The sequence below is a fragment of the Hydrogenovibrio marinus genome (assembly GCF_013340845.1).
Classification (GTDB): domain Bacteria; phylum Pseudomonadota; class Gammaproteobacteria; order Thiomicrospirales; family Thiomicrospiraceae; genus Hydrogenovibrio; species Hydrogenovibrio marinus.
In genome coordinates, this window is the sequence record NZ_AP020335.1 from 716,511 (window position 1) to 742,786 (window position 26,276).

Below are 26,276 nucleotides of genomic sequence, written 5' to 3' on the forward strand. Positions count from 1 at the left end.
TCTAGGACGACCTAGTTGAAATAGAACCTTCAGAACGATCTGATAAAAGGAAAACCCATGTTTAAAAAAGTGCTGATTGCAAACCGCGGGGCCATAGCGACTCGCATCATTCGCACCTTGAAGAAAATGAATATCGCTTCCGTGGTGTTGGCATCCGATGCCGACCGCGCATCACTTCATGTCAAAGAAGCCGATGAAGTCATTTTTCTCAAGGGTAATGCCGCAACAGAAACCTATTTGAATGTTCCTTTGATTCTTGAACGAGCCAAGGCATTGGGCGTGGAAGCCGTTCATCCCGGTTATGGTTTCTTGAGTGAGAATGCCAGCTTTGCCGAAGACTGTGAACATATGGGCATCCGTTTTATTGGGCCGTCTCCTCAGCATATGCGTGACTTTGGTTTGAAGCATACCGCCCGTGAGTTGGCGATTGAAGCCAAAGTACCATTATTACCTGGTTCAGGATTGTTGGATTCGTTAGAAGAGGCTTTGGTAGAAGCTGAGCGCATCGGTTACCCTGTGATGTTGAAAAGTACTGCGGGTGGCGGTGGTATCGGTATGCAGAAATGTGATACGCCGCAGGTGTTGTCAGAAGCTTTTGAGCAGGTAGCGCGTTTGAGTCAGAACTCTTTCGGGCAATCCGGTATTTTCCTGGAAAAGTTTGTCGTTAATGCACGTCATATCGAAATACAGATTTTCGGTGACGGGAAAGGAAAGGTCGTTTCCTTAGGTGAACGAGATTGTTCTTTGCAACGTCGTAATCAAAAGGTGGTGGAAGAAACGCCTGCGGTGGGTATCAGCCGTGATATGGTCGCTGAGATGGAAGCCCATGCAGTACGTTTGGGTGAGTTAGTCAGCTATCGATCTGCCGGAACGGTGGAATACGTTTTTGACGCCGATGCACACCAATATTATTTCTTGGAAGTAAACACGCGTTTGCAGGTGGAACACGGTATCACCGAAGCGGTAAGAAATGTTGATTTGGTCGAGTGGATGGTGCAAGTTGCGTTTGACCAAAATCTACCAGGTCGGGGTGAGGTGAATCCTGCAACCGGGCATGCGATTGAAGTACGTGTGTATGCCGAAGACCCATTCAAAAACTTCCAGCCAAGTGCTGGTAAGTTGACAGGTTGGCAAATGCCGACGGATTGCCGAGTGGACACTTGGTGTTCAAAAGGGCAGGAAGTCAGTTCTTTCTATGACCCGATGTTGGCAAAAATCATCGTCACCGGTAAAGATCGGGACGAAGCGGTTAAGAACCTGAACAAGGCACTGAAATCGACCAGTATTCACGGGTTTGAAACCAACGTTTTTTATCTGGAAGCTTTGAGTGAAGCGCCTGCGTTTATCAAAGCGGAAGGTTTATATACTCAATTCTTGAACAGCTTTACCCATGAACCTTTTACGGCGGAAGTGACCAATCCGGGCACACATTCCATGTTGGTGAGTTATCCGGGACGAGTCGGTTTTTGGGATATAGGCGTACCACCTTCTGGACCGATGGATGCGTTATCGCACCGTTTGGCGAACCGTTGTTTGAACAACACGGAAGATGCCGCAACCATCGAGATGACGGTGTCCGGCATCAGTTTGAAGTTCGATCGCGATACGGTGATTTGTATTACTGGTGCCGATATTCAGCCGACTTTGGATAAAGAGCCGATTCCTATGTGGAAACCGGTGCATGTCAAGGCAGGGCAATTGCTGAAGTCAAAAGTCATCAAGGATGTCGGGCAACGTGCTTATTTAGCGGTGTTAGGTGGTTTTGATGTCCCGGATTACATGGGCAGCAAAACGACTTTCTCGCTAGGCGGTTTCGGTGGACATGGTGGTCGACTTCTGCGCGCAGGTGATGTGTTGCGTCTATCGCGTCACAGTGTTCGTGATGCCGAGTTGTGCGATTTGCCGGAAGGACTGATTCCAACACTTAACAATCGAGCGGAAATCGCGGTGATTTACGGTCCGCAAGGCGCGCCGGATTTCTTTACCGATGAAGATATTGAAACCTTTTTCTCAACGGATTGGGAAGTGCATTACAACTCCAGCCGCACCGGGATTCGTCTGATTGGTCCAAAACCAACATGGGCGCGTAAAGACGGTGGTGAAGCCGGGTTGCATCCATCAAACATCCATGACAACCCTTATGCCATTGGCGCGATAGACTTCACGGGCGATATGCCGGTTATTTTGGCGCAAGACGGTCCTAGTTTGGGAGGCTTTGTTTGCCCGGCGACCATTATCGAAGCAGAGCAATGGAAAATGGGGCAGTTGCGTCCGGGCGACAAGGTGCGTTTCAGACCGGTTTCTATCGATATGGCGGAAGAAGCATTCAAAGCACAAGAAGCCGCATTGGCTGGTTTGTCTGATTGGATATTGCGGGATACCAAATTCCTTGCATCACCCACAGAACAATCCTGTTTGGCATTGGAGATTTCTTCCGACGAACATGAGTTTGGCGTGAAGTATCGCCGTTCGGGTGACAGTCATTTGTTGATTGAGTACGGTGCGATGGAACTGGATTTGGCATTGCGTTTCCGTATTCAGGTGTTGGTCGAGAAGTTGAAAACGTTGAAAGACCAAAGTTCAGATGAGAACCCAACCTGGCAGTTTTTACGTGACTTGACGCCAGGTATTCGCTCTTTGCAAGTGCACTACAATCCAAGACAGATTTCGCAGAATGAGTTGATTCAAAAATTGAAAGGGCTGGAAGACGAGATTTCATCGGCAAAAGATTTGACGGTGAAAAGTCGTATCGTTCGCCTACCTTTGTCTTGGGATGATCCAAGTACGCGTTTAGCCATCGAAAAATACATGACCACGGTGCGCCCTGATGCGCCTTGGTGTCCGAGCAATATCGAGTTCATCCGTCGTATCAACGGGCTGGATTCCATTGAAGATGTGAAGCGTATTGTCTTTGACGCCAAGTATCTGGTCATGGGCTTGGGGGATGTTTACTTGGGTGCGCCAGTGGCGACACCTTTGGATCCGCGTCACCGTTTGGTTACCACTAAATACAACCCAGCTCGTACCTGGACGCCGGAAAACGCTGTCGGTATTGGTGGCGCTTACATGTGTGTTTATGGCATGGAAGGCCCCGGTGGTTATCAGTTTGTCGGGCGTACCATCCAAATGTGGAATGCTTATTTCAACACGCCATTCTTCCAACAGGGTAAGCCTTGGTTACTGGATTTCTTTGATCAGATTCAGTTTTATCCGGTGACTGAAGGTGAGTTGGCGCAGGCGAGAAACGATTTCCCGTTGGGTCGATACGATATCGACATCGAAGAAACGACCTTGTCTTTGAGTGCCTATCAGGCATTTTTGGCAGAAGAAGCCGATAGCATCCAATCTTTCCAAACGAAGCAGCAGGCAGCATTTGAAGCTGAACGTCAGCGTTGGGAAGAAACCGGACAGGCAAATTTTGAGTCTACTTCAGCGCAGGAAGAAGTGCTGGGCGAAACGCCGATAGAAATTCCAGAAGGGTTTGAAGCGGCATTGTCGCCGATTACCGGAAGTGCATGGAAGATTACCGTCAAGCCGGGTGACAAGGTTGCTGAAGGTGATGTCATCGCCATTTTGGAAACCATGAAAATCGAAATTCCAGTCGAAGCGGAAAGTGACGGTATTGTCACCGAGATTTTGGTGAATGAAGGGGATTTGATTCAGAACGGGCAAGCCATCATGATTTTGGAGGTTGCAGACGCATGAGCACTAAACATAATTTCGATTTGAGAATTTCTTCTCTTCGTCAGGCTTATGCTGATGGAGAACTGTCTCCTAGGGAGTTGATGACGTTGTTGGTGGAAAAAGCGGAGTCTTATGAAGACCACAATATTTTCATCCACCTGTTATCCGATGAAGAGCTTGAACCTTATCTGACTAGGCTTGAGGCTTGCGACCCAAGTAGCCACCCTTTGTGGGGGATTCCATTCGTCATCAAGGACAATATTGACTTAGCCGGTGTTCCGACAACGGCAGCTTGTCCTGAATATGCCTATGTACCGGAAGCTTCTGCGACCGTTGCCCAACTTTTGGTGGATGCCGGTGCTATTCCTCTCGGTAAGGCAAATATGGATCAATTCGCAACCGGTTTGGTGGGCACGCGCTCTCCTTATGGTGTTTGTCATAACGCTTTCGACTTCAACATGATTTCCGGTGGATCAAGTTCCGGTTCGGCGGTGTCTGTGGCATTGAACTTATGTAGTTTTTCATTGGGAACGGATACTGCCGGTTCAGGACGTGTGCCGGCGGCATTCAATAACCTTATCGGTTTGAAGCCATCCAAAGGACTTTTGAGCACCAAAGGCGTTGTGCCTGCCGTGCGTTCGCAAGACGTGGTGAGTGTGTTCGCGCTGAACTCCCAGGATGCCTATGAGGTGTTTGAAGTGGCGGCACAAGCCGATGCAGAAGACGAATTCAGCCGTAAGGAAATGGATTTGATGCCACCGGCTTGGGGTGCTCGTCCGGTGTTGGGGATTCCCAGCTCGGAAACCATCAGCTTTGCCGGAGACGAACAGGCTGAAAAGCATTTTTATGACTCGATTGCCGAGCTGAAAAAACAGGGCTATGAAGTCAAGGAGATTAACTTCCAACCTTGGTTGGATACTGCAAAGCTTTTGTATGAAGGCGCTTGGGTTGCCGAGCGCTATGTTGCCATCGAAGCCTTTATGGAAGAGTTTGAAAATGTCATGGATCCGAGTGTGGGGGCGATTATCGCAGGAGCGAGAAAACTCAGCGCGGCGGATGCCTACAAAGGCAGTTATGCCTTGCAGAAAGCACAGGCACTCACGGCATCGCTATGGCAAGACATTGATTGTATGTTGACGCCAACCACGCCAACCATCTACTCAATCGAACAAATGCAAAGTGACCCAATCAAACTGAACTCGGTATTGGGAACCTACACCAACTTCATGAACCTATTGGACTATGCCGCGTTGGCGATGCCGACAGGCTTTAGAGAAGATGGCCTGCCGATCGGTTTGACCATGTTTGCGCCTGCTGGAACAGACAGGTTGCTAATGAAGCTTGCCGATAAATTACACGGTCATTTTGTACCGACTTCAGGCGCGAAAGAAACGCCTGTGACAACAACGCATTCGGAGTTCTTTGCTAATCCGCATGCTATTCCTCTGGCAGTGGTTGGCGCACATTTGACTGGGTTTCCTCTGAATGGGCAGCTGATTGAGCGTGGTGCGAAATTATTACAGACGACGAAAACTGCGCCAAAATATAACTTCTATGAGTTGTCTGAAAGACCGATATTGAAACCGGGTTTGGTCAAAAACGAAGCGGCGGGTGTCAGCATTGAAGTGGAAGTTTGGGCGATGCCAAAGCAGCATTTAGGGTCTTTCCTTGCGCTGATTCCATCGCCATTAGGATTGGGTAAAGTCGAATTAATCAATGGTACGCAGGTTGTTGGGTTTGTCTGTGAACCTTACGGTATTGAAGGCGCTAAGAGCATTAGCCTAACAGGCGGTTGGCGTAACTGGATGGCGGTTAGAACAGGTTAAAAACAATTTAGTCCAAACAAGTCTCATCCAAATTTTAGACTCCGGTTTTTCTCAAAAACTTAATGGGGAAAAACCGAAGTTTTTCTAAAAACCCTATTAATTATCTTGTTTTATTTGCTGTGTTTTGTACAATCAAAAGCAGTACTCTCATTTTATTAAGTAATTCAAATTTAACAGTTTTTTTCAGAAAAGCTTTCTGAAACAAGCCCGTTGTCTTTTTTGCCTCGATGGAGGTGGTTGTCATGCGTCTATGACTTTGTATGTGACTTAAGCGTATGCGCATGTCGAGAATATGAACCGTCAAAACCTTGAAAGGGAAGGATAGGTATCGATGTCTACTACAAGGAAGTTATATATCGCGCTCATCAGTGTTCATGGATTGATTCGCGCCAAAAATCTTGAGCTGGGTCGGGATGCCGACACCGGGGGTCAAACCCTGTATGTATTAGAATTGGCACAAGCGCTGGCAAAACATCCCGCTGTTGGGCGTGTTGACTTGTTTACCCGAAAGGTGGTGGATAAGGAAGTTTCCAAAGACTATGCAGAGCCGTGTGAACGACCAGAAGATAATTTTCGCATCATAAGAGTGGAAGCGGGACCAAATCGCTATTTACCGAAAGAACAGCTGTGGGATCATCTTGATGCCTTTACCGATAATATGATGGATTATTTTAGGCAACAAAATGATTACCCCGACATCCTCCATAGTCATTACGCTGATGGAGGCTATGTCGCTGAGCATTTGGCAAACCAGCTCGGCATTCCTTTGATTCATACCGGGCACTCTCTGGGGCGTGTTAAACGCAGGCGACTGTTGGCAAGTGGGCTGTCTGCACAGGAAATAGAAACTCTATACAACATGACGCGGCGGATTGATGCGGAAGAAAATGTACTGGCGGTGGCAGAAAGAGTGATTACCAGTACTCACCAGGAAATAGAAGAACAATACGAACTCTACGACTTTTACCAGCCCGAAAAGATGCGGGTTTTGCCTCCCGGGACCAATCTTAATAATTTCCAACCTCCGGATGGCGATGAGCTGGATACGCCTTTGTTTTACGAATTGGTGAAACACCTTAAAGAACCTTTCAGGCCAATTATTTTGGCGCTCTCCAGGCCAGATAGGCGCAAAAACATCGTCGCGTTGGTGGAAGCTTATGGGCAGTCTTTGAAATTACAATCTTTAGCAAACTTGGTCATTATTGCAGGCAATCGCGATGATATCGACGACTTGGATCAGGGCGCTCAAATGGTGTTTCATGAACTGTTAGTCGCAATAGATCGCTATGACCTTTATGGAAAAGTGGCTTTGCCAAAGCACCATAAGCGCGATCAAGTCTCGTTGATTTATCGAATCGCTGCGGCTTCAAAAGGCGTTTTCGTCAATCCGGCGTTGACTGAACCCTTCGGTTTAACACTGATTGAAGCAGCAGCTTCCGGTCTGCCGATTGTGGCCACGGAAGACGGTGGGCCACGAGATATTGTCGGCAACTGCCGAAATGGTATTTTAATTGATCCACTAGAGCCCAAGAGTATTAGCGATGCTCTGCTCAGGTTGCTCAGTTTTCCTGAACTATACAAATCCCATGTTTTGAATGGGTTGAGGCAAGTTAAGGAACATTATTCATGGGAAGCCCATGTAGAGCGCTATCTTGACGTGATTGACTCGGTGGCGGACAGTTCGCAACGACTTCAAGCGAAATCCATGGTACGTAGTCAGGAACTTTTTCCAGATAGAGCTTTTGTCAGTAGTTTGGATCAGAACTTGATGGACGATGGCGAGGCATTGCAGCAGTTGATTGGACTGTTGAGGCAAAACCGAAAAAACACCTTGTTTATTATTGCAACGGGGCGTCGTCTGGATTCTGCATTGAAATTGATGAAAAAGCATGGCATGCCAGAGCCGGATATTCTCATCAGTAGTGGCGGTACGGAAATTAACTATGCCCCTAAGCTAACCATGGACACTGCTTGGAGTCGACATATTGATTACCACTGGACGAGATACAAACTGAAAGAAGTTCTCAAAGACTATCCTGGGTTGAAACGCCAACCTAAGGAAGAACAGAGTTTCTTCAAACTCAGCTATTACATTGATCCTGAAGTCGCGGATGTTGAAGAGATTAAGCGTTTGTTGCATCAGGAAGATTTGTCGGTCAATGTGCAGATGTCATTTGGAAAATTCTTGGACATCTTGCCGATTCGTGCTTCTAAAGGCATGGCATTACGCTATGTGGTCGGGCAATGGCAGATCCCACTTGAGCGGGTTTTTGTAGCTGGCGGTGCAGGTTCGGATGAAGACATGATGAGAGGAAATCCATTAGCGGCAGTGGTGGCAAACCGTCACGCTGAAGAGTTGTCGCAACTGGTGGATGTGAGCAGAATTTATTTTGCTAAACAGCCTTATGAAAAAGGTATTTTAGAAGCGTTGTCGTTTTACGATTTCTTTGGTGAATGTCGTGACCCTAGGGAAGAAGCCACTGTTAACCAGGTAAAGGTTTTGGAGTCGGAAGGCCAATGATGCATCATTCTTTATTGTTATGTACTGACTTGGATAGAACGATGATTCCAAATGGCATTGAACCGGATGTTCCAGAATCACGGCAGTATTTTTCGCAATGGTGTCGCTCAGAGGGCGTTTGTTTGGTCTATGTTACCGGCAGGCATAAAGCTTTGGTTGAGGAAGCGATTGAGAGCTATCACTTACCGATGCCAGATTATGCCATCACCGATGTGGGTACCAAAATTTATAAGATTACCAATGGCAATTGGCAAAACTGGTCTGATTGGGAAGAGGAAATCTCCGGTGATTGGAATGGTTGGGATAACGCAGGTATTCGCCGCTTATTAGAGCCTTTTTCCCTGCTTAAGGCGCAGGAAGAGGCTAAGCAGAATACCTACAAGGTCAGCTACTATGTTTCGCCCAATGAAGATGTTGATGAACTGCTGAAACAGCTAGGGGCCAACCTGGCAGAAAATGGCATAAAAGCCAGTTTGGTTTGGAGTGTGGATGAAACGCAAGATATTGGGTTGTTGGATATTCTGCCATCTGAAGCAACCAAATTGCATGGGATACGTTTTTTGCGAGATCGGTTAGGCTTCCCGAAGCGTGATGTGTTTTTTGCAGGTGATAGTGGAAACGACTTACCGGTTTTGGCGAGTGATATTCTTTCGGTATTGGTTGCGAATGCCACCGAAGAAGTTAAGCAACAAGCGCTAAATTTAGCGGAACAAAATGGACATGCGACGACACTCTATTTGGCAAAGAAGCAAGGGCGGCGTAATGGGAACTATGTAGATGGAATATTGCAGGGATTGGAATATTTTGAATTCTGTAACGGTTTGGATGACGTTAAGTCAGATAGTAAGGATGGAGACTAGGTGATGGCTACGGAAAAGACTTTGATAGTGGTGTTTGGAGAGGTGTTGTTCGACTGCTTTCCTGAAGGGGAAGAAGTGTTGGGTGGTGCGCCTTTTAATGTCGCATGGAATTTACAGGCATTTGGCGATGAACCTGTATTTATTTCCCGCATCGGGAATGATCCTAGAGGCCAAAAGGTTGTTTCCGAAATGCGTCAGTGGGAAATGAACCTGAGTCAGTTGCAGGTTGATGCTACCCATCCAACGGGGCAGGTTGAAGTCGCCTTGCTTAGTGGAGAACCGCATTACACCATCACCACGGATTGTGCCTACGATTTTATTGATTACCACGAAATCAAACCCATGCCAGAAGAAAGAATCGTTTACCACGGTACGCTTGGTCTACGTAACCGAGTGGCTCGCCATGCATTGGTTGAGTTGACGTCTTCTTTTGGAAACTCCATTTTTGTCGATGTGAACTTAAGAGATCCTTGGTGGAAAGAGGAGGAGGTTTTTTACTGGTTGGATTCGGCACGCTGGGTGAAACTCAATGTAGATGAATTGAGAAGGCTAGGCTTTTCTAATGAAAACTTGGAGCAAGCCATGAAAGAGCTTCAAGATAGGTTCGATTTGGAGCAAGTGATTTTGACTTGTGGCGCCGACGGCGCTATGGTGGTTGATGACGAAGGCAAACTTTATCAAGTACAACCTGAATCGGTTACCGATGTGGTCGATACTGTCGGTGCGGGAGATGCTTTTGCATCTGTTTACCTACACGGTCTGGTACAAGATTGGCCAATACAGAAAACGTTGGAAAACGCGCAAAAATTCGCTTCACAAGTCATCGGACTTCGAGGGGCAACGACGAATGACAAGGACTTTTACGACACGATCCTAAATACCTTTAAAGAGTAGAAGGAATCTTATGTACGAGCAAATTTCGCACACGCTGTTAAATGACATTCTCAACCAAATAAAACCGGAAATCTCCAAGGCAGATTTACGCCATTTCTACACGCGCCTTGGCGCCAATTTCTACGCTATTCACTCCTTGTTTGAAAAGCTGTACGGCGATCGTGACGACTTTCAAGAACATGCCTTACGCTTGGTCGAAACCATGGCGCGTAAATACATCAATCGACCTGAAGTACTGAAGGACGCCGATGCAGGACGAGAGCGCGACTATAACTGGTTCCTAAGTCAGAAATGGGTTGGGATGGCGCTTTATGTCAATGGTTTTGGTGGAGATTTGAAAGGCATGTGCAATCACTTGAGTTACTTCCAGGAATTGGGAGTGAACATGGTGCATGTCATGCCAATCATGGAGTGTCCTGAAGGAAAAAGTGATGGCGGCTATGCGGTCAGTAATTTTCGTGAGATAGATGAACGCGTTGGTTCTTTGGAGGATTTGACACGTTTGGCGGATGAAATGCGTCAACGGGACTTGTTATTGGTGATGGATGTGGTGCTTAACCATACGTCCGACGAACACGAGTGGGCAGAAAAAGCCAGAAAAGGCGACCCAAAATATCAGGATTACTACTACACCTTCGAGAATCGAACTGTGCCCGATATGTTTGAACAAAGCATGTTGGAAGTCTTTCCGCAAACCGCACCTGGTAATTTTACCTGGGACGAGGAAATGCAACGTTGGGTAATGACGGTATTCAACAACTACCAATGGGATTTGAACTATAACAATCCGGCGGTGTTGATCGAGATGCTAGATGTCATTTTGTTTTGGGCGAATCAAGGGGTGGATGTTCTGCGTTTGGATGCAGTGGCTTTTTTATGGAAAAAAATCGGTAGCACCTGCCAAAACGAACGTGAAGCGCATTTGATTCTACAGTTGTTGAAAGATTGTTGTCAGGTAGTCGCACCGGGTGTGTTGTTTATCGCCGAAGCGATTGTTTCGCCATCGGAAGTGATTAAATACTTCGGAGAAGACGCCGTCATTGCCAAAGAGTGCGAGATTGCCTATAACGCCACCTTTATGGCGCTGATGTGGGATGCTGTCGCCACCAAAAATGCTAAATTGCTGAATCATGGAATCAAGAGTTTGCCGGTGAAGTTGGATAGAGCCACTTGGCTCAATTATGTCCGCTGTCACGATGATATCGGACTGGGATTTGATGACCGTGATGTGATTTTGGCAGGATATGATCCTGCTTCGCATAGGCATTTCCTTGTGGACTACTTTTTAGGAAAGTTCGAACATTCTCATGCTAGAGGATTACCCTTTGGGCAAAACTTGAAAACTGGTGATACGCGTATTTCAGGTTCATTGGCTTCTCTGGTGGGGCTGCAATATGCGATAGAAACCGGTGATATTGAGGTGACAGATAACGCCATCAAAGTGATTCTGTTATTGCACAGTTTGATTTTCTCTTTTGGCGGTATTCCCTTGCTTTATTATGGCGATGAGATTGGCACTCTGAATGATGACTCCTATTTAGCGAATCCCTACAAGATGGATGATACACGTTGGGTGCATAGGCCGACAATTAATTGGGAAAAGGCGGATTTAAGGAACGTACCGGGAACGGTCGAATATGCTATTTTCAGTGCGCTCAAGCGCATGATCGCGGTCAGAAAAGAAATTGAGGTGTTTGCCGATTTCAACAACAGGGAGTTGATTGAGGTGGATAACCCAAATCTATTTGTCTTCGAACGTTACAACCTTCATAGACAAGCGGATCATGTACTGGTGGTTGCCAATTTCAATTCAGAACCCCAGTATTTGAACCTGTCGGAAATAGGTGAGTGGAAACAACAACAGCATCAGATTGTTGATCTTTATACCGGAAAGTCGCCAGATATTTATAAAGATACGCTTGTGATTCCGCGCTTTGGTTTTTACTGGTTACACTTGGCGTAAATTGCTAGAGAAAAGCCTAGTTTGATAGGGGGTGAGGTGTTTAGAAGTGCCAGCTGGCACCTCTAAACAAGTATGAACGTTAGAACAAGTGGCTATAACGCTTGATTTCCCATGCAGAAACAGTTTTGTGATATTCATCCCACTCCTGTTTCTTGTAACGAATGAATTCATTGCGAAGTTCTGAACCCAATACTTCTTCAACGAATGGATCAGCAGCAAAGGCTTCAACGGCTTCGCCAAGGTTTTGAGGTAGGAACTCAATGCCTTTTGCTTGACGTTGCTCTTCAGTCAATTCATATAGGTTTTCTTCTTGCGCTTCACCTGGGTTCAGCTTTTCTTTAATGCCTTGTAAGCCAGCAGACAGCACAAGTGCAGCAGCCAAATATGGGTTGACCGCACCATCGGCATTACGGGATTCGAAACGTCCGCCACCCATTGGTACACGCAAGGAGTTGGTACGGTTGTTGGAGCCGAAAGAGTTGAATACCGGCGCCCAAGAGAAGGTAGCCATATCTCCTTGACGGATCAAACGCTTGTAGCTGTTGACCGTTGGTGAAAATACCGCACACAGAGCAGGACCGTGCTTCAATACACCGGCAATGAACTGGTAACCGATTTCCGTCAGACCGAGACCTCTAGGGTCGTCTTTCGGATCGCACTTAAAGACGTTTTCTCCCGTTTCCTTATCAAATAAAGACATATTGAAGTGTGCGCCGTTACCGGTTTTATCCGCAAACGGTTTTGGCATGAAAGTCGCAAGTAAACCTTCTTCCTTAGCATAATGTTTAGCCATATAACGGAAGAAGATAAAGCGGTCGCACATTGTCAATGCATCACTGTACTGGAAGTCGAACTCATACTGCCCGTTGGCATCTTCGTGATCCAATGAGTACAAATCCCATCCAAGATCATTGATGGTGGTTGCCATTTTATCCAACCACTCGAAGCGATTCATAAAGCTTTGTACGTCATAACAAGGTTTGGTTAGCTTGTCGTCTGGGTCAGGAACCGACAGGCTTCCGTCTGCCTCTTCCTTCAATACAAACAATTCGCACTCGATACCCAAGTTGAAACCAAATCCCATTTCCTCGGCTTGTTCCAACGCTTTTTTCAGTGCCACACGAGTGTTGATTTCATAGGGTTCGCCATGCAGTGTGTTGTCCGCAGCCATCCACATGACTTCAGGTTGCCATGGAAGTTGGATGGCGCTATTCAAATCCGGTACAGAAGCGATTTCATCATCGTTAGGTCTTTGCCCCAGGCCATCCAATGCATAACCGGTATAAAGCTCCGAACCTTTTACCATATGCCCTAAATGATCAATCGGTACAAATTTCCCTTTTGGGATACCGTGTATGTCGACATAGGCGCCAAGACAATATTTAACGCCCTTTGATTTCCAATCTGCTTGTAGTTGTTTAACATCAATTTCACTGTTCATTTGAATCTCCAAAATTCAAGTTGTTCAATTCGGTTATTTGTTGCTGTTGATAGGTTGGTGATAGGAGTAGGGCAAGGGCGGATGCTCTTTGATTCCCTGGTTGATAACTTTGCTTAAATCGCTGACCATCCAGCTGAATAATTCATGGCCTTTTTCAATTGAGGCCTCACTAGGCTTGCCTGTTACGCCATTCAAACTTGTGCGATTCACTGGATGAGAAAATACACAGTCCTCGGTGCGATCTGGATCATCACTCTCTTGCAGTTTATCGGGTCTGACCATTTCCGGAGCAACCGCCATCATCAAAGAGGTTTCGGCTTCATTGGCATGCCAATCGTCTGCATCCCAAAAGTGACGTTCTTTAACTCTTTCGCTAATGGTGGCGGAATTGATTAGGGCTACCATCAAGTCGTCATGTTCGGCACGTAGCATTTCTAAAGCACAGCGCAAAGGAGCAAAATTTGAAACGTGACTGTTGAGGATGAAGAGTCTTTTGAAACCGCTATACACAACCCAGTCGCCAATTTCTTTAACCACATCAATTAAGGTTTTAGGCTGTAGTGCAATGGTTCCAGGCCATTTCTTTGAGTGCCCGATAGAGCAGCCATAAGGCAGTGTCGGTAAAACGGCGATATCGGTTATTTCACCGATGGATTTCGATAGTTTCTCTGCAATTTCCGAATCCATGCCGCAGCCCAAATGAGGGCCATGTTGTTCAGTAGCGCCAACAGGTAGTAATGCCGCACAGGAATCGGATTGGGTAAATTTTTCGACCTCTTGCCAGGTCATGTGATGCCATTGCATGATGACTCCAATAATTATTACGAATTTATAAAAACGTAATAATTAAAAAACAAAAAAGAGCCCAATCAAAATTTTATTTTAAATTTCAATTACTTGACTGAAAAATGGTGTGAGTTTTGGAAATTTTTATGTTCAAAACCTTCCCTTTTAAGGGGAGGTTGTGTTCATTATGGTGCAGGAAGAGGTTTGCTTGGTGGGATGGCTTCAAGGAGGGCTGCAATCAGAATGCAGGCACCTCCAACCATTTCAGTTGTTCCCATGGTTTCGCCTAATATCAAGCTGGCGGAAACGACGGCGGTTACCAGTTCCAGAATGATGATGATGGAGGATTTTCCAGATTCCATTTTTGTAACGGCCCATTGTGTTGCCATGTTGGCTGCCATCATCCAGATCGCACCATAGGCAAACAGTACGAACCATGCATAAGGGGGTACCGAAAGAAATACGGGTTCTCCCAATTGAAGTACTACTACTGTGGAAAGTAGGACTGCGCCAAAGAACATAAAGGACAATTTGAGCAAAACGGGAGTAGCGGTAGATGCTCTATAAACGATGTTGTTCATTGCAAATAAGAAGCCGGACAAAACGGCTAGTGCATCAATCCGTGTGGGCGGTGTTGCAAAGGCATTGACTCCGCCAATGACAAGGAATGCGCCTGTCAGAGAGAGCGCCATGCCGAGCCAACGTATCTGAGTGATTTTCTCTCCTAGAAAAATCCGGCCACCCAGAACGCCCCATAGTGGCAACATGTAGAACAGTACCATTGCGCGTATGACATCGCCATAAATCATGGATGTATTAAACGCAAGTTGTGCCCCGCCGCCTAATAGCATGACGCCAATCAATGCAGGCCAGTTTTTTGAGATAAGGTTTTTATATTTCCATACAAAAGGCAAAGTTACTACAAACATAATGCTGTAGACGAACAGGGTAATGGGGATGCCGTTGAAGCCTAGTTCATGTAAGTATTTAAGGGGTAACCAAGTGAGCCCCCATAAAAATGATGCTCCAAGGAGCGTCAACACCGCGAAGGATTGCATAATATTCCTGCTTTGAAATTTCTGTTATGGCTCTGAGTCAGTTCGGTGGTTAGGTTTCTATAAAGTTTTGGAAATCGTGTTGGAGGGTCAAGCTCATCCATTGGTTGATTTTCCAAATGTCGGCCACCGGCATTTGAGTATAAGGTTGTAAGTGACAGTAGCCATCTGGTCCGAACTCGGGCGTTAATGTTGAAACACTATACCCTCGCTGAGCTTGGTTTGCCCCAAACAATCGCCAGATTTTCTGATGGGAATGCAGTGCCTCATAATACTCGGGTGCAGCAGGATCTGGCACTTGGGGGCCTTGATCATAGCCGACGCGACCATGAATGTGGTGAACTCTGTCGGCAATGGCTTCGATGGTATTCATTTCTGAATCCATCAATCGTTCGCAGACAACGCACCAGTGACTAATATCTGCGGTCAACTTCATGTTAGGAAGGCTTTCGACAATCCTGCGGGTTGCCCAGGGCGTGAAAAGGGAACGGCTACGGTGCGTTTCAAAGCTCAGGGTGATGTTGTAGTCATCGGCAAGCTCAATAGCTTTGCTGAAAAAGTCAATGCTTTGGGATTCCTCCCATGCATCGCAACCCGTAATGCTGGTTGCAAATAGCGGTTCAAGCATCATGCTATTGTCTAGCTGACGCTTCAAGTCATCAAGATGTTGTTGGGGGGACCAGCTTCGATCTGGGACATAGTCTCCGCCAGTGACAATCTCAGCAATATAGTCACAGGCATTGTTTTGAATGGCATTCAGCATATCAAGTTGTTGTTGGCGGTTATCAGGTGTTTGACCTTCAATGCCGCTAAACCCCGCATCAATGGCTTGTTTGCAGGCTTGGTCGATGGTTAGCTGATTGCCCCAAAGGGTTTTAAAAGTTTTAAGTTGCATATTGGATGGTTCGGCTTACTCGAAAAAATTCGGGAAGCGATTATGTTTTTGAAAGAACGCCCAGTCATGGTTCGGCCAGATATCCGCTTGTAGGCTTTTGCCGAGTTTTTTCAGCTTCTGGATGCTTTCAATTGCCAGTTGATCTTGATTCTGCCAGCACAGGCCCGGAGCGATTTCGTCTTCGATGTTTTCCATCAGGTCAGCGGCATCACCAGCTAATAGGATAGGACTCCCTTTTGGTAGCTCAATTAACATCGACATGTGACCTGCAGTATGCCCTGGGGTTTCTATGGCACTGACACCTGCGGTTAAGTCATATTCTCCAGTTTGAAGTTTCCAGTTGAGTGGTAGGTCGAAATCTGAGGCAAAGTAAGCTTCGTCAGCAGGTTGTTTTGCGGCATCCATCTCTCTGGTGTGTACATGAACTTCCGCATTACAGAACTCACATAGTCCTCCTGCATGGTCAAAGTGCAAATGGCTGCAGAAAACCACATCGACGTCCTCTGGCGCTAGCCCCAAAATTTCCAAGCGATTGGGTAGGCGTTCTTCTTCGTTCATTTCCGGTGGACCAAAAGGGAAACCTTCATGCTCGTAATAGAATTTACGCTTTTCCGTGTTTTGGATTTTTTCATAATCACACCCTACGTCAAATAGGATACGTCCGTTATTGGTTTCGATAAGGTAGGCGAGGATGGGTGCTTTGATGATTTCGCCATGACCTCGACCTCTGGTCGACAAGGTCTTCTCATAAGTGTGTCTGCCAGTCAGGATTGGCCAGAATTTTTTTACTTGTGTCATGTCATCCTCTTAATGAGCTGTCAGGAAAGAGACGCCATCTACTCCGATAAAGGTTTCGCCTTCATCTGTTTTTACATCTAAGTAGACCGGATCGCCATTCAAAATTCTGGGTATGCGATAGCGGTGAAAACTTTTGGCCAAGTGTCCCAAAGTTAAAACCTGGGATTTGTCCGCGCCATAGATTTCCTGATGTAGTTTGGGGAGTCGATACCAAGGTTGCAGTTGTTGGTCATGATGAACATTGTGGTAGCAGAAATTCAACACCAGCAAGTTCACCCAAGGGTGTCTCTCGGAGAGCAAATTCGAGTAGGTGTTTTTGTGCTCAAATACTCGATCGCGCATTCTGGCTTCAGGGCCGCGCGGTTGGTCAAGAGTTTCAAAAACCTCATAGGTGTGTTGGTGCACATCCATAAAGCGCATCACGGTCATGAACATCAGGTAGGCAATCGGATAGAAAATCAATACCTGCCAACCAATGCTTGCCAGCCACGCAAAAAATGCGATTCGAAGCGCGAGAACGGTAATTACTCGTGTGCGTCGAGCCTTGCGGTTTTCCTTTATGAAAGGTAAAACAATCACCAAGGCATGCATCAGAATTTCCAACGCAGGAATATAAGCCCATTCAAGCGTTTTAATGAGTTTAAGAAATTTGGGGTGTTGTGCGAGTATCGGTCTGAAATCAAATGAGACGATATCGGCACGGTCGATATGATGACGGTTATGTTTGTTTCGAATGTCTTCGAAATGTGAATAACTACTGCCCGTCACCCAAAGCAATAATTCGGCATATCTTTGGTTATGCTTTTTATCTCTGAATAGGCTCATGTGCGCTGTTTCGTGAATGAGATAGGCTGCGATCACCATAGAGTGTGCCAAGATAAACGTACCCAATATATTTGCAAAAATGGTGTCTGAGACTATGAGGGCAAAACCACCGACATAGGTTGTAATGACATATGCAAAAGCCATTAGGTTCGGTAAAAAGGCATCTTCATGTCGGAAAATAGGCTTGTCTTTCATGTTAGCCCCTTTTGTTTTCTAGAAAAAAGTCTATTGAGACTTGGAAAGCTCTCCGAAGCGAATGCTTCGGAGATGGGAGTTAAATTTATTTCATTGCTTCAGTTAAGCTACCGTCAAAGTAAGCATTAACATCTTGATGTTTGTCATACACTTTGTTGGCAACGTTGAAGTCGTCAGAAACTTTTGAAGAACCGTAGATTGAATCTAATCCAGGACCTTTTTTGAAAGCTGCTTTTGCTTCTTCCAAAGTCAGAATTTTGGTTCCTTCTAAGAAAGATGCATATTCTTTAGGATCAATATTCACGCGAGATGCCATGATTTTGACCGCATCGTCATGCGTTTTTGGATCTTTGATATAGGCAACAGTTTTGTACCAAACTTTCAAAACCTTTTCCCAGTCTTTTTTACGAGTAGCAAGGCTTTCAGGGTTTACTGAAAGACCATCATAAATCAACCCAGGATCATTGGCAGATGTGTAGAAAGCTTTTGAACCAGGAACACCTTTAAGTGCCAACCCAGAACTAGGTTGCCATGCACCTACAGCAGATACTTCGCCTGAAGCAAGAACCTGAGGTGTTTCATTGGTAGGTACGTTAACCAGTGTTACGTCTGACTCCTTCATGCCAGCAGATTCAAGTGCTTTCAACACTAGAAGGTGATCTACGAACCCAACTTCAACACCAATTTTCTTACCTTTAAGTTGCTTCATTGATGTGATGCCTGGTTGACCGACGATCATATCGTTACCATTTGAGTAGTCGTTGATGATAATCATCGTGCTCGGCGCACCTGTCGAACCAGTTACTAGGGCATCACCGTTAGTCATGCCAACAGCATCCAGTTTTCCGGCTGCGTATGCATCCATAGAGGCAACATAATCAAACCATTCGAAATCTACATCAACGCCAGCTTTTTTAAACCAGCCTTTTTGAATTGGAATTTCCCAAGCAACCCAGCCAGGCCAATCGCTGTAACCGATTTTTAATGGTTCTGCCGCGTTTGCTTGCCAGCTCATTGCACTTAAAGTTAACCCAGCAACAAAGCCAAGTGTTTTGGACAACATTTTGGATTTCATTACACAATCTCCCAATTTATTATGATTTACCAAAAAGGTAATAATTTTTAAGCATAAGACGTACCATTAAAAATAAGCTATTGAAATATAAAGTTAAATTTTGTTTTTTGTTAAAAAAACGTTACTTTTTTATATTGAATTGCATTATATGGGTGCAATTAATGAGCGGTTTTGGTGTGTTTTGTGTGTAAAAGGTATGGCGTTGGAATTTTTAAAGATTTTTAATTTGAGAAACAATGTTTAAAGAAGAGGGGGAACTCTGTATAATAGGCGCTTCACAAAATGGTGACTCTGTTCGTCCCCTCGCGATGATGGGTTGGGAACCCCGCCAGGTCCGGAAGGAAGCAACGGTACCTTCTGATTCATGCGCCGAGGATCGGCGGATAGGGTCGCCACCCTTTATATTGCACTCCCATTCTGCTACTTCACAACTAATCTGTTTATTTGCTTTTCTCATTGTAATTGTTCAATTAAGTTTTTTCTATTGTGATTCGAGACAGGTTAAAATAGTTTCAATTTTGAAGCTAAAGTATTTGTATTCGTGAGCTATACCGTTCTAGCCCGTAAGTGGCGTCCGAAAAACTTTTCCGAATTGGTCGGTCAACAGCATGTTATGCAAGCGCTATCCAATGCCTTGGATCAACAGCGACTTCACCATGCCTATCTGTTTACTGGTACACGAGGTGTCGGTAAGACCACTATCGCCCGAATTTTCGCCAAGGCGTTGAATTGTGAGCAAGGCATTACATCCACACCTTGTGGGCAATGTCCGACTTGTCGCTCTATTGATGAGGGTCGATTTGTTGATTTGATTGAAGTGGATGCGGCTTCTAAAACCAAAGTGGAAGATACGCGTGAGTTATTGGAAAATGTTCAATACGCACCAGTGCAAGGGCGCTTCAAAGTTTACTTGATAGACGAAGTACATATGCTTTCCAAAAGCAGTTTCAATGCTTTATTGAAAACATTGGAAGAGCCACCAGAGCACGTCAAATTCCTACTGGCAACGACAGATCCTCATAAGTTACCGATTACGGTTTTATCACGTTGTTTGCAGTTCAATCTGATGCGATTGACGCCAACGCAGATTCAGACTCATCTGGCATATATACTTCAACAGGAACAAGTACCTTTTGAAGAATCCGCTTTAAGTATGATTGCAAAAAGTGCAGATGGTTCAGCTCGGGATTCTTTGAGTATTTTGGATCAAGCAATTGCCTATGGCGGTGGTCAAGTAATGTTTGAACCTGTGCAAGCCATGTTGGGATTAGTCGATCAGCAATTTGTTCTGAAGATTTTGACGGCGTTACTGAACCAGTCTCCTGATGAAATCAAGGCTGTTATGGTTGAACTGTCTCGCATGGGGGTTGATTATGAAGCTCTTAATCATCAACTGATTGAAGTATTCCATCAACTGTCATTGATACAAGTTTTGGGTGGACTGAATGATTTAGCGTTGGTAGATGAGGCATTCCTGCATCAGGTAGCACAAACGCTGTTGCCGGAAAAGGTGCAGATGCTTTATCAAGTGGCTTTGCTGGCTCAACAGGATATGCGTTTGGCACCGGATGTCAGAATCGGTTTCGAGATGGCGTTACTTCGCATGCTGGCTTTTGAACCGCAAACTTCCTCAGGTCAGCCTTCTTCATCCGTTCAGTCAAACGGAGCTAAGATTGAAGTGCCTGTTGCGACGCAGCGCTCTGCTTCTGCTCAACCGCAATCTACAGTGGCAGAAACACCTGTTATGCCTCAGGTGCAAAGCCCCGAACAGCGTCAACCAGAGCCTGCCTCAGTTGCTGCCACAGTTCAAATCGCTGAACCACAATCTTCAATGCCAACGCCGGCTAGCGGCACAGAGCAAGACGATAAAGATGTTCAGCATCTTATGAGTCTGAAGGAGAAGATTAGTCAATCTCTGGGAAAGCTCCGAACTAAATCCTCTGCTAAAGAGGTTGAAACACGCTCTGCTAAAGAAGCTGTTATGGCTGAGTCATCAGCGCCGTCTATCGAGAGTGTTGATAGTTCTGCCTTGTCAGGTTTAGCAGTATCTCCTATTACAGAAAATGTTGGTGTTCAGATTCAGCCGGTTGAAAAGGCGTCACCTGCCCAAACAATTGAGTCTTACAACTTAGAATCGTCTCTGCCAGAAGAAATGCCGCAAGTTCCTATAGAAGCGTACAGCGACGATTTCGCTCGAATGGAGCTTGATGCAGATGAAGTAATGGCGGACGCAGGTGTAATGAGTTCACCACAGGTTCAAATGAACGCGATGGTTGAATCTCCTGAAGCTGCCCCCGCGGCATCTCCTCCTGCTCCAGAAGCAGAAAATATTGCAGCAGAATCCAATGAGATACGACCGGAAGCAATGCTGGAAAGTTTGACTGCATTTAATGGCAGTGGTGTTGAAGAGTGGGTGAGGTTGGTGCAGGCAATGAACTTGGATGGCTGGGCAGGTGAGCTGGTGAATCAGTCTATGATGGTGTCCCATGACCAACAAGTTCTAATACTGAGTGTTGATCCGCAGCATGCGAGTGCTAAATCGGATTTGGCGTTGAGTAAGCTTGAAGAAGCCGTGAGAGAGAAACTGGCTTGCGAGTTGAAATTTATCGAGGCAGAAGGTGAGCACCTGACGCCTGCAAAATATTGGCAACAGCAAAAAGCTTTGCTGCAGCAAGATGCCGTACAATCGATATATCAAGACCCTAATGTCCAAGGGTTTATGGAAATTCTAAATATGCGGGTGATTGATTCGTCGGTACAGTCACTTGGCGATGTGCGTTGATATAAAAAAACGTTGAAGTAACAACATAAAAAGACAAGGAGAGGCCATGTTTGGTGGAAAAGGCGGACTAGGTAATTTGATGAAGCAAGCGCAGGAAATGCAAAAAAACATGCAAGCTGCGCAAGATGAAATTGCCAAAATGGAAGTCACTGGCGAAGCGGGTGGCGGAATGGTCAAGGTTGTGATGACCGGGCGTCATGAGTTGGTGAAAGTCGAGTTGGACGATAGTCTGATGGACGACAAAGAAATGCTGGAAGATTTGTTTGCTGCGGCAGTGAATAGTGCTGCACGTAAAGTGGAAGAGACCACGCAAGAAAAAATGGGCGGGTTGACTGCTGGGTTGAACATGCCTCCTGGTATGAAGATGCCATTCTAACCCCAACCTGGTAGATTTTTATGCAAAGTCCTTTGTTGACGGAATTGGTCAACGCTTTGAAAATTTTGCCCAGTGTTGGTCCTAAATCAGCACAACGTATGGCGTACTACTTGTTGGAGCGCAACCGGCAGGGCGCTCAAAAATTGGCAGATGTCTTGCAGGAATCCATTGAGAAAATCGGTCATTGTGAGCGCTGTCGTGACTTGACGGAAGATCCGATTTGTCACTTATGCAGTTCGCCTTCCAGAAATGCAAATGAGTTGTGTGTGGTTGAATCGCCATCCGATGTTTTGGCGATAGAGCAATCTGGAATTTATCGAGGCTTATATTTTGTGCTGATGGGGCACTTGTCTCCTATTGATGGGATCGGTCCAGAAGAGATTGGTTTGCCTCAGTTGGAGCAACGCCTGAAGGAAGAGGGAGTAGAGGAGTTGATTTTGGCAACCAACCCCACTGCCGAAGGCGAAGCGACGGCACACTACATTCAGCAAATGGCACAACCTTTGGGAATTAAAGTGACTCGTCTCGCACAAGGTATTCCGTTAGGCGGAGAGCTTGAGTATATTGATAGTGGAACACTTGGTCAGGCGTTTGCCGGACGTAAATGATGTGGATTTGCTGTCTATAAGATAAACAAAAAAGCCCTCGAAAGAGGGCTTTTTTGTATCTAAACAGATATGTCTTTTTGAAATTATTTTTTTCTTGCCATCAAAAATTCTAGCAAGGCTTTTTGTGCATGAAGGCGGTTTTCAGCTTCATCCCAAACAACGGTGCCAGGTGCATCAATGACTTCAGCGGTGACTTCTTCACCTCTGTGCGCTGGCAGGCAGTGCATGAAAAGAGCATCGTTGTCAGCACGTTGCATCAGTGCGGTGTTGACCTGAAAGTCTTTGAATGCCTTTTCACGTTTTTTTTGTTCTTCTTCTTGCCCCATGCTGGCCCACACATCTGTCACAACTAAGTCGACATTTTCTGCGGCTTCCATTGGGTCGCGGAAGATTTCTACACGATCAGCATGAGCCAGAACCAATTCTGCATTAGGATCATAGCCTTCAGGCGCTGCAATACGTAATTTGAAGCCATACTGAGCGGCAGCATTGATATAGGAGTGACACATATTGTTGCCATCGCCCACCCAAAGAACCGTTTTGTCTTTAATTGAACCACGGTGTTCGTAGTAGGTTTGCATATCAGCCAAAAGTTGGCAAGGATGGAAATCATCGGTTAATGCATTGATAACCGGCACAGAAGAGTGTTCTGCAAAGGTTTCCACGATGTCGTGCCCGAAGGTACGGATCATGATGCCATCCGCCATGCTGGAGATGACTTTTGCGCTGTCTTCAATCGGTTCGCCACGACCAAGTTGCGTTGCTTCAGGAGACATGAATAGAGCGTGTCCACCAAGTTGGGTCATGCCGATTTCGAAAGAGAGGCGTGTACGCGTCGATGATTTTTCAAAAATCATTGCCAGCGTTTGGTTTTTTAAAGGTTCGTAGATTTCACCAGCTTTCTGCATGGCTTTCAGTTCTGTTGCACGAACCAAAAGCGATTGCAACTCACTTGTAGTGAAGTCTTTTAGTGTTAAAAAATGTCTCATAATCCTAATCGGTTAGTTTAATTTTTATTGAGCCTGGTGGTTTTTTACCAGGTTGACTACTTTTTCAATCATTTCATCTATTTGCTGGTTTTGGATAACAAATGGCGGTAGCAGGCGAATGGTGTCGCCACGAGTGACATTGATGAGTAGGTTTTGTTCCAAAGCTTTTTGCACTAAATCACCGCATGGATGGTCTAGTTGGATGCCAATCATAAATCCTTTTCCACGAATGTCGACAACGTGAGCAATATCTTTCAATGCTTCTTTAAAGCGTTCGACAATCATTTGGCCTTTGGTGTTCACATGTTCGATAAAGTTGTGTGTTTCCATGATGTGTAGGGTGGCAATTCCTGTCGCGCAGGCAAGCGGGTTGCCCCCGAAAGTTGTACCGTGGTTACCAGGCGCAAACACTTCAGCAGCTTTACCTTTTGCTAAGCAGGCGCCAATCGGCATACCGTTTCCTAGTGCTTTGGCAAGGGTCATGACATCTGGAACAATACCTTCGTGCTGGTGGGCAAACCATTTTCCGGTTCTGCCGATACCCGTCTGAATTTCATCCAGCATAAGTAACCAGTCGTTTTGCTCGCAAAGTGTTTTCAGTGCTTTTAGGTAGCCGTCTTTTGGAACGTGTACCCCGCCTTCGCCTTGAACAGGTTCTACTAGAATAGCGACAATGTCCGGGTCATTGCTAAGTGCTTCAATTGCACCAACATTGTCATAAGGTACACGAACGAATCCTTCAACTAGAGGGTAAAAACCGTCGTGAACTTTTTCGTTGCCTGTGGCGGAAAGGGTGGCAAGTGTTCTGCCGTGGAAGCTATTTTCCATAACGATGACTTTTGCGCGTTCAATGCCTTTTTGATGGCCAAATTTACGAGCAATTTTCAACGCTGCTTCATTGGCTTCAGCACCTGAATTGCTGAAGAAAACGCGATCCATATTGGATAAAGCTATCAGTTTTTCTGCCAGCTGCATCTGTTTTTCAACTTGATATAAGTTGGAGGTGTGAATCAACTGATTTGCTTGATTGCAAATGGCTTCGGCAATAGCAGGGTGTGCGTGTCCAAGACTACACACGGCAATACCGCTGACGGCATCAAGATATTCGTTATTATGGTTGTCTTTGAGTACGGCACCTGAACCGGACACAAACATAACCGGTAGCCGAGAATAGGTGTTCATAATCGCTTCAGAAGGTGTTGTCATACTCAGTTCTAATATCTCTTTATTTTTAAGGTACGTTTAAATTACTGCTTTGTTTATCGCTGTGCCATAAAACAAAAAAGCAATCGCAAGACGGGCTTGGGATTGCTTTCTTCATGAAAGTGGCATTTTTTGATTAGGAATCAAAGTAATGATTTTAGCGATAAAAAAATGAATTTCAAGCAAAAACGCGGTTATTTAGTCAATGAATTGTCATCTTTTCATTTTATAAAACGCGACGATTGGGATAAAATGATTCGTTTAAGGTAATAATTAAATCATAATTAACGAAGGATGTTGCAATGCGTACAATGAGTGACCGTGATGGCCTGATTTGGTTTGATGGTGAGATGGTGGACTGGCGTGAAGCCAAGACTCATGTGTTAACCCACACATTACACTACGGAATGGGTGTTTTTGAGGGGGTTCGTGCGTATGAAGCAGAGCAAGGAACTTCGATTTTTCGTCTAGAAGCGCATACTGACCGTTTGTTCAATTCGGCAAAAATCATGAATATGCCGATGCCTTTCTCCAAAGAAGAAATCAATGAAGCGCAACGTGCAGCGGTTCGCGAAAACAATTTGAAATCCGCCTACATTCGTCCGATGGTTTTTTACGGATCAGAAGGGATGGGGTTACGTGCAGATAATCTGAAAACACACATTATTGTCGCCGCATGGGAATGGGGCGCTTACATGGGTGAAGAGAATCTTCAACGCGGTATTAAAATCGCGACTTCTTCTTTCACGCGTCACCATGTTAACGTCACGATGACCAAAGCGAAATCAAACGGTGCCTATATGAACTCCATGTTGGCATTGCAAGAAGCCATTAGTCACGGCTGTGATGAAGCGTTATTGTTGGATACAGAAGGTTATGTATCGGAAGGTTCTGGTGAGAACTTCTTTATGGTGAAGGATGGTGTGCTTTACACGCCTGAATTGACGGCAGCGCTAGATGGTATTACTCGTAAAACCATCATTCAAATGGCGAAAGAAGAAGGGTTTGAAGTTCGCGAAAAACGTATTACTCGTGATGAAGTTTATATCGCAGACGAAGCTTTCTTTACTGGTACTGCGGCTGAAGTAACACCGATTCGTGAGCTGGATAACCGTCAAATCGGTTCAGGCTCTAGAGGACCGGTAACTGAGTTGTTGCAAACGAAATATTTTGATGTTGTGCATGGCCGTTCTGCCAAACACATGGATTGGTTAACGCCAGTCGCTTAAGATTTACGTTTTAAGAGAGAAGATATGTCGAATCAAACTGTTGTAAAAATAACCTATGATGATGTTCCTTTAACTTGTCCGATGAAAGGACAGGAGCAATGGAACTCTCACCCGAAAATCATGCTGCCGATTGAAGAAACCGGTAAATCAAAGTGTCCATATTGTGGGGCGGAGTATGTGCTGGAAGGATGGGATCCTAATCATAGTTCTCACTAATGGTGTGACACTTCCCCCAACCTGGTAGATTTTGCTGGGATGAATGAAAAAGCCC

At 45.5% G+C, this 26,276-nt stretch carries 20 protein-coding genes and 1 other RNA gene; 12 read left to right on the top strand and 9 right to left on the bottom strand.

Annotated elements, in window-relative coordinates; genetic code table 11:
* Positions 1-57: 57 nt before the first annotated feature.
* The 6 genes from uca (at position 58) to HVMH_RS03320 (ending at position 11,748) form a co-directional block, all read left to right on the top strand.
* A complete protein-coding gene (gene uca, locus HVMH_RS03295; RefSeq protein ID WP_029907850.1) occupies positions 58-3,705 on the top strand; it encodes an urea carboxylase in 3,648 nt (1,215 codons plus the stop codon).
* Positions 3,702-5,510, top strand: a complete 1,809-nt coding sequence (atzF, locus tag HVMH_RS03300) for an allophanate hydrolase (RefSeq protein ID WP_029907852.1) — start codon at positions 3,702-3,704, stop codon at positions 5,508-5,510. The genes uca and atzF overlap by 4 nt, the downstream gene beginning before the upstream one ends.
* A gap of 331 nt (positions 5,511-5,841) precedes the next feature.
* Positions 5,842-8,031 carry an HAD family hydrolase gene (locus HVMH_RS03305; RefSeq protein ID WP_035629171.1) on the top strand — a complete coding sequence of 730 codons (2,190 nt, stop codon included), beginning with the start codon at positions 5,842-5,844 and terminating at the stop codon, positions 8,029-8,031.
* Positions 8,028-8,891 carry an HAD-IIB family hydrolase gene (locus HVMH_RS03310; RefSeq protein ID WP_232087801.1) on the top strand — a complete coding sequence of 288 codons (864 nt, stop codon included), beginning with the start codon at positions 8,028-8,030 and terminating at the stop codon, positions 8,889-8,891. Before HVMH_RS03305 ends, HVMH_RS03310 begins: the two co-directional genes overlap by 4 nt.
* A 3-nt stretch (positions 8,892-8,894) precedes the next feature.
* The gene (locus HVMH_RS03315) at positions 8,895-9,785 is read left to right on the top strand and encodes a carbohydrate kinase family protein (RefSeq protein WP_029907859.1); all 891 of its coding nucleotides are present in this window, start codon (positions 8,895-8,897) and stop codon (positions 9,783-9,785) included.
* Positions 9,786-9,795: 10 nt separating this feature from the next.
* Positions 9,796-11,748 carry an alpha-amylase family glycosyl hydrolase gene (locus tag HVMH_RS03320; RefSeq protein ID WP_029907861.1) on the top strand — a complete coding sequence of 651 codons (1,953 nt, stop codon included), beginning with the start codon at positions 9,796-9,798 and terminating at the stop codon, positions 11,746-11,748.
* A gap of 79 nt (positions 11,749-11,827) precedes the next feature.
* Here the strand turns inward: HVMH_RS03320 and glnT are convergent, their stop codons facing one another.
* The 7 genes from glnT to HVMH_RS03355 all read right to left on the bottom strand — a co-directional run bounded on the left by glnT (position 11,828) and on the right by HVMH_RS03355 (position 18,818).
* Entirely contained in the window at positions 11,828-13,189 is a 1,362-nt protein-coding gene (gene glnT / locus HVMH_RS03325) for a type III glutamate--ammonia ligase (protein WP_029907864.1), read from the bottom strand.
* 33 nt (positions 13,190-13,222) lie between these two features.
* A complete protein-coding gene (locus tag HVMH_RS03330) occupies positions 13,223-13,993 on the bottom strand; it encodes a creatininase family protein (RefSeq protein WP_035629961.1) in 771 nt (256 codons plus the stop codon).
* A gap of 167 nt (positions 13,994-14,160) precedes the next feature.
* A complete protein-coding gene (locus HVMH_RS03335; protein ID WP_029907869.1) occupies positions 14,161-15,033 on the bottom strand; it encodes a DMT family transporter in 873 nt (290 codons plus the stop codon).
* Positions 15,034-15,082: 49 nt separating this feature from the next.
* Positions 15,083-15,925, bottom strand: a complete 843-nt coding sequence (locus tag HVMH_RS03340; RefSeq protein ID WP_029907871.1) for a sugar phosphate isomerase/epimerase family protein — start codon at positions 15,923-15,925, stop codon at positions 15,083-15,085.
* Positions 15,926-15,940: 15 nt separating this feature from the next.
* Complete coding sequence (locus HVMH_RS03345) at positions 15,941-16,723, bottom strand: N-acyl homoserine lactonase family protein (RefSeq protein WP_029907873.1); 783 nt, start codon at positions 16,721-16,723, stop codon at positions 15,941-15,943.
* A 9-nt stretch (positions 16,724-16,732) separates the two neighbouring features.
* Positions 16,733-17,743 (bottom strand): fatty acid desaturase, encoded by a 1,011-nt coding sequence (locus HVMH_RS03350; protein WP_029907874.1) that lies wholly within the window; start codon positions 17,741-17,743, stop codon positions 16,733-16,735.
* Positions 17,744-17,828: 85 nt separating this feature from the next.
* Positions 17,829-18,818, bottom strand: a complete 990-nt coding sequence (locus HVMH_RS03355; protein ID WP_029907877.1) for an ABC transporter substrate-binding protein — start codon at positions 18,816-18,818, stop codon at positions 17,829-17,831.
* Positions 18,819-19,110: 292 nt separating this feature from the next.
* Between HVMH_RS03355 and ffs the strand changes: the two genes are divergently transcribed.
* The 4 genes from ffs (at position 19,111) to recR (ending at position 22,584) form a co-directional block, all read left to right on the top strand.
* Positions 19,111-19,207, top strand: an RNA gene (ffs, locus tag HVMH_RS03360) — signal recognition particle sRNA small type.
* A 152-nt stretch (positions 19,208-19,359) separates the two neighbouring features.
* Positions 19,360-21,600 carry a DNA polymerase III subunit gamma/tau gene (gene dnaX / locus HVMH_RS03365; RefSeq protein WP_029907881.1) on the top strand — a complete coding sequence of 747 codons (2,241 nt, stop codon included), beginning with the start codon at positions 19,360-19,362 and terminating at the stop codon, positions 21,598-21,600.
* A gap of 46 nt (positions 21,601-21,646) precedes the next feature.
* A complete protein-coding gene (locus HVMH_RS03370) occupies positions 21,647-21,976 on the top strand; it encodes a YbaB/EbfC family nucleoid-associated protein (RefSeq protein WP_029907883.1) in 330 nt (109 codons plus the stop codon).
* A gap of 20 nt (positions 21,977-21,996) precedes the next feature.
* The gene (recR, locus tag HVMH_RS03375) at positions 21,997-22,584 is read left to right on the top strand and encodes a recombination mediator RecR (protein WP_029907885.1); all 588 of its coding nucleotides are present in this window, start codon (positions 21,997-21,999) and stop codon (positions 22,582-22,584) included.
* 83 nt (positions 22,585-22,667) lie between these two features.
* Here the strand turns inward: recR and argF are convergent, their stop codons facing one another.
* Positions 22,668-23,573 carry an ornithine carbamoyltransferase gene (gene argF / locus HVMH_RS03380; protein ID WP_029907887.1) on the bottom strand — a complete coding sequence of 302 codons (906 nt, stop codon included), beginning with the start codon at positions 23,571-23,573 and terminating at the stop codon, positions 22,668-22,670.
* Positions 23,574-23,597: 24 nt separating this feature from the next.
* On the bottom strand, positions 23,598-24,779 hold the full coding sequence (locus HVMH_RS03385) for an acetylornithine transaminase (protein WP_035629177.1): 1,182 nt from the start codon (positions 24,777-24,779) through the stop codon (positions 23,598-23,600).
* Positions 24,780-25,078: 299 nt separating this feature from the next.
* Between HVMH_RS03385 and HVMH_RS03390 the strand changes: the two genes are divergently transcribed.
* Together HVMH_RS03390 and HVMH_RS03395 are read left to right on the top strand one after the other, a co-directional pair.
* Entirely contained in the window at positions 25,079-26,005 is a 927-nt protein-coding gene (locus HVMH_RS03390; RefSeq protein WP_029907891.1) for a branched-chain amino acid transaminase, read from the top strand.
* Positions 26,006-26,029: 24 nt separating this feature from the next.
* The gene (locus HVMH_RS03395; protein WP_029907893.1) at positions 26,030-26,221 is read left to right on the top strand and encodes a zinc-finger domain-containing protein; all 192 of its coding nucleotides are present in this window, start codon (positions 26,030-26,032) and stop codon (positions 26,219-26,221) included.
* Positions 26,222-26,276: the final 55 nt, after the last annotated feature.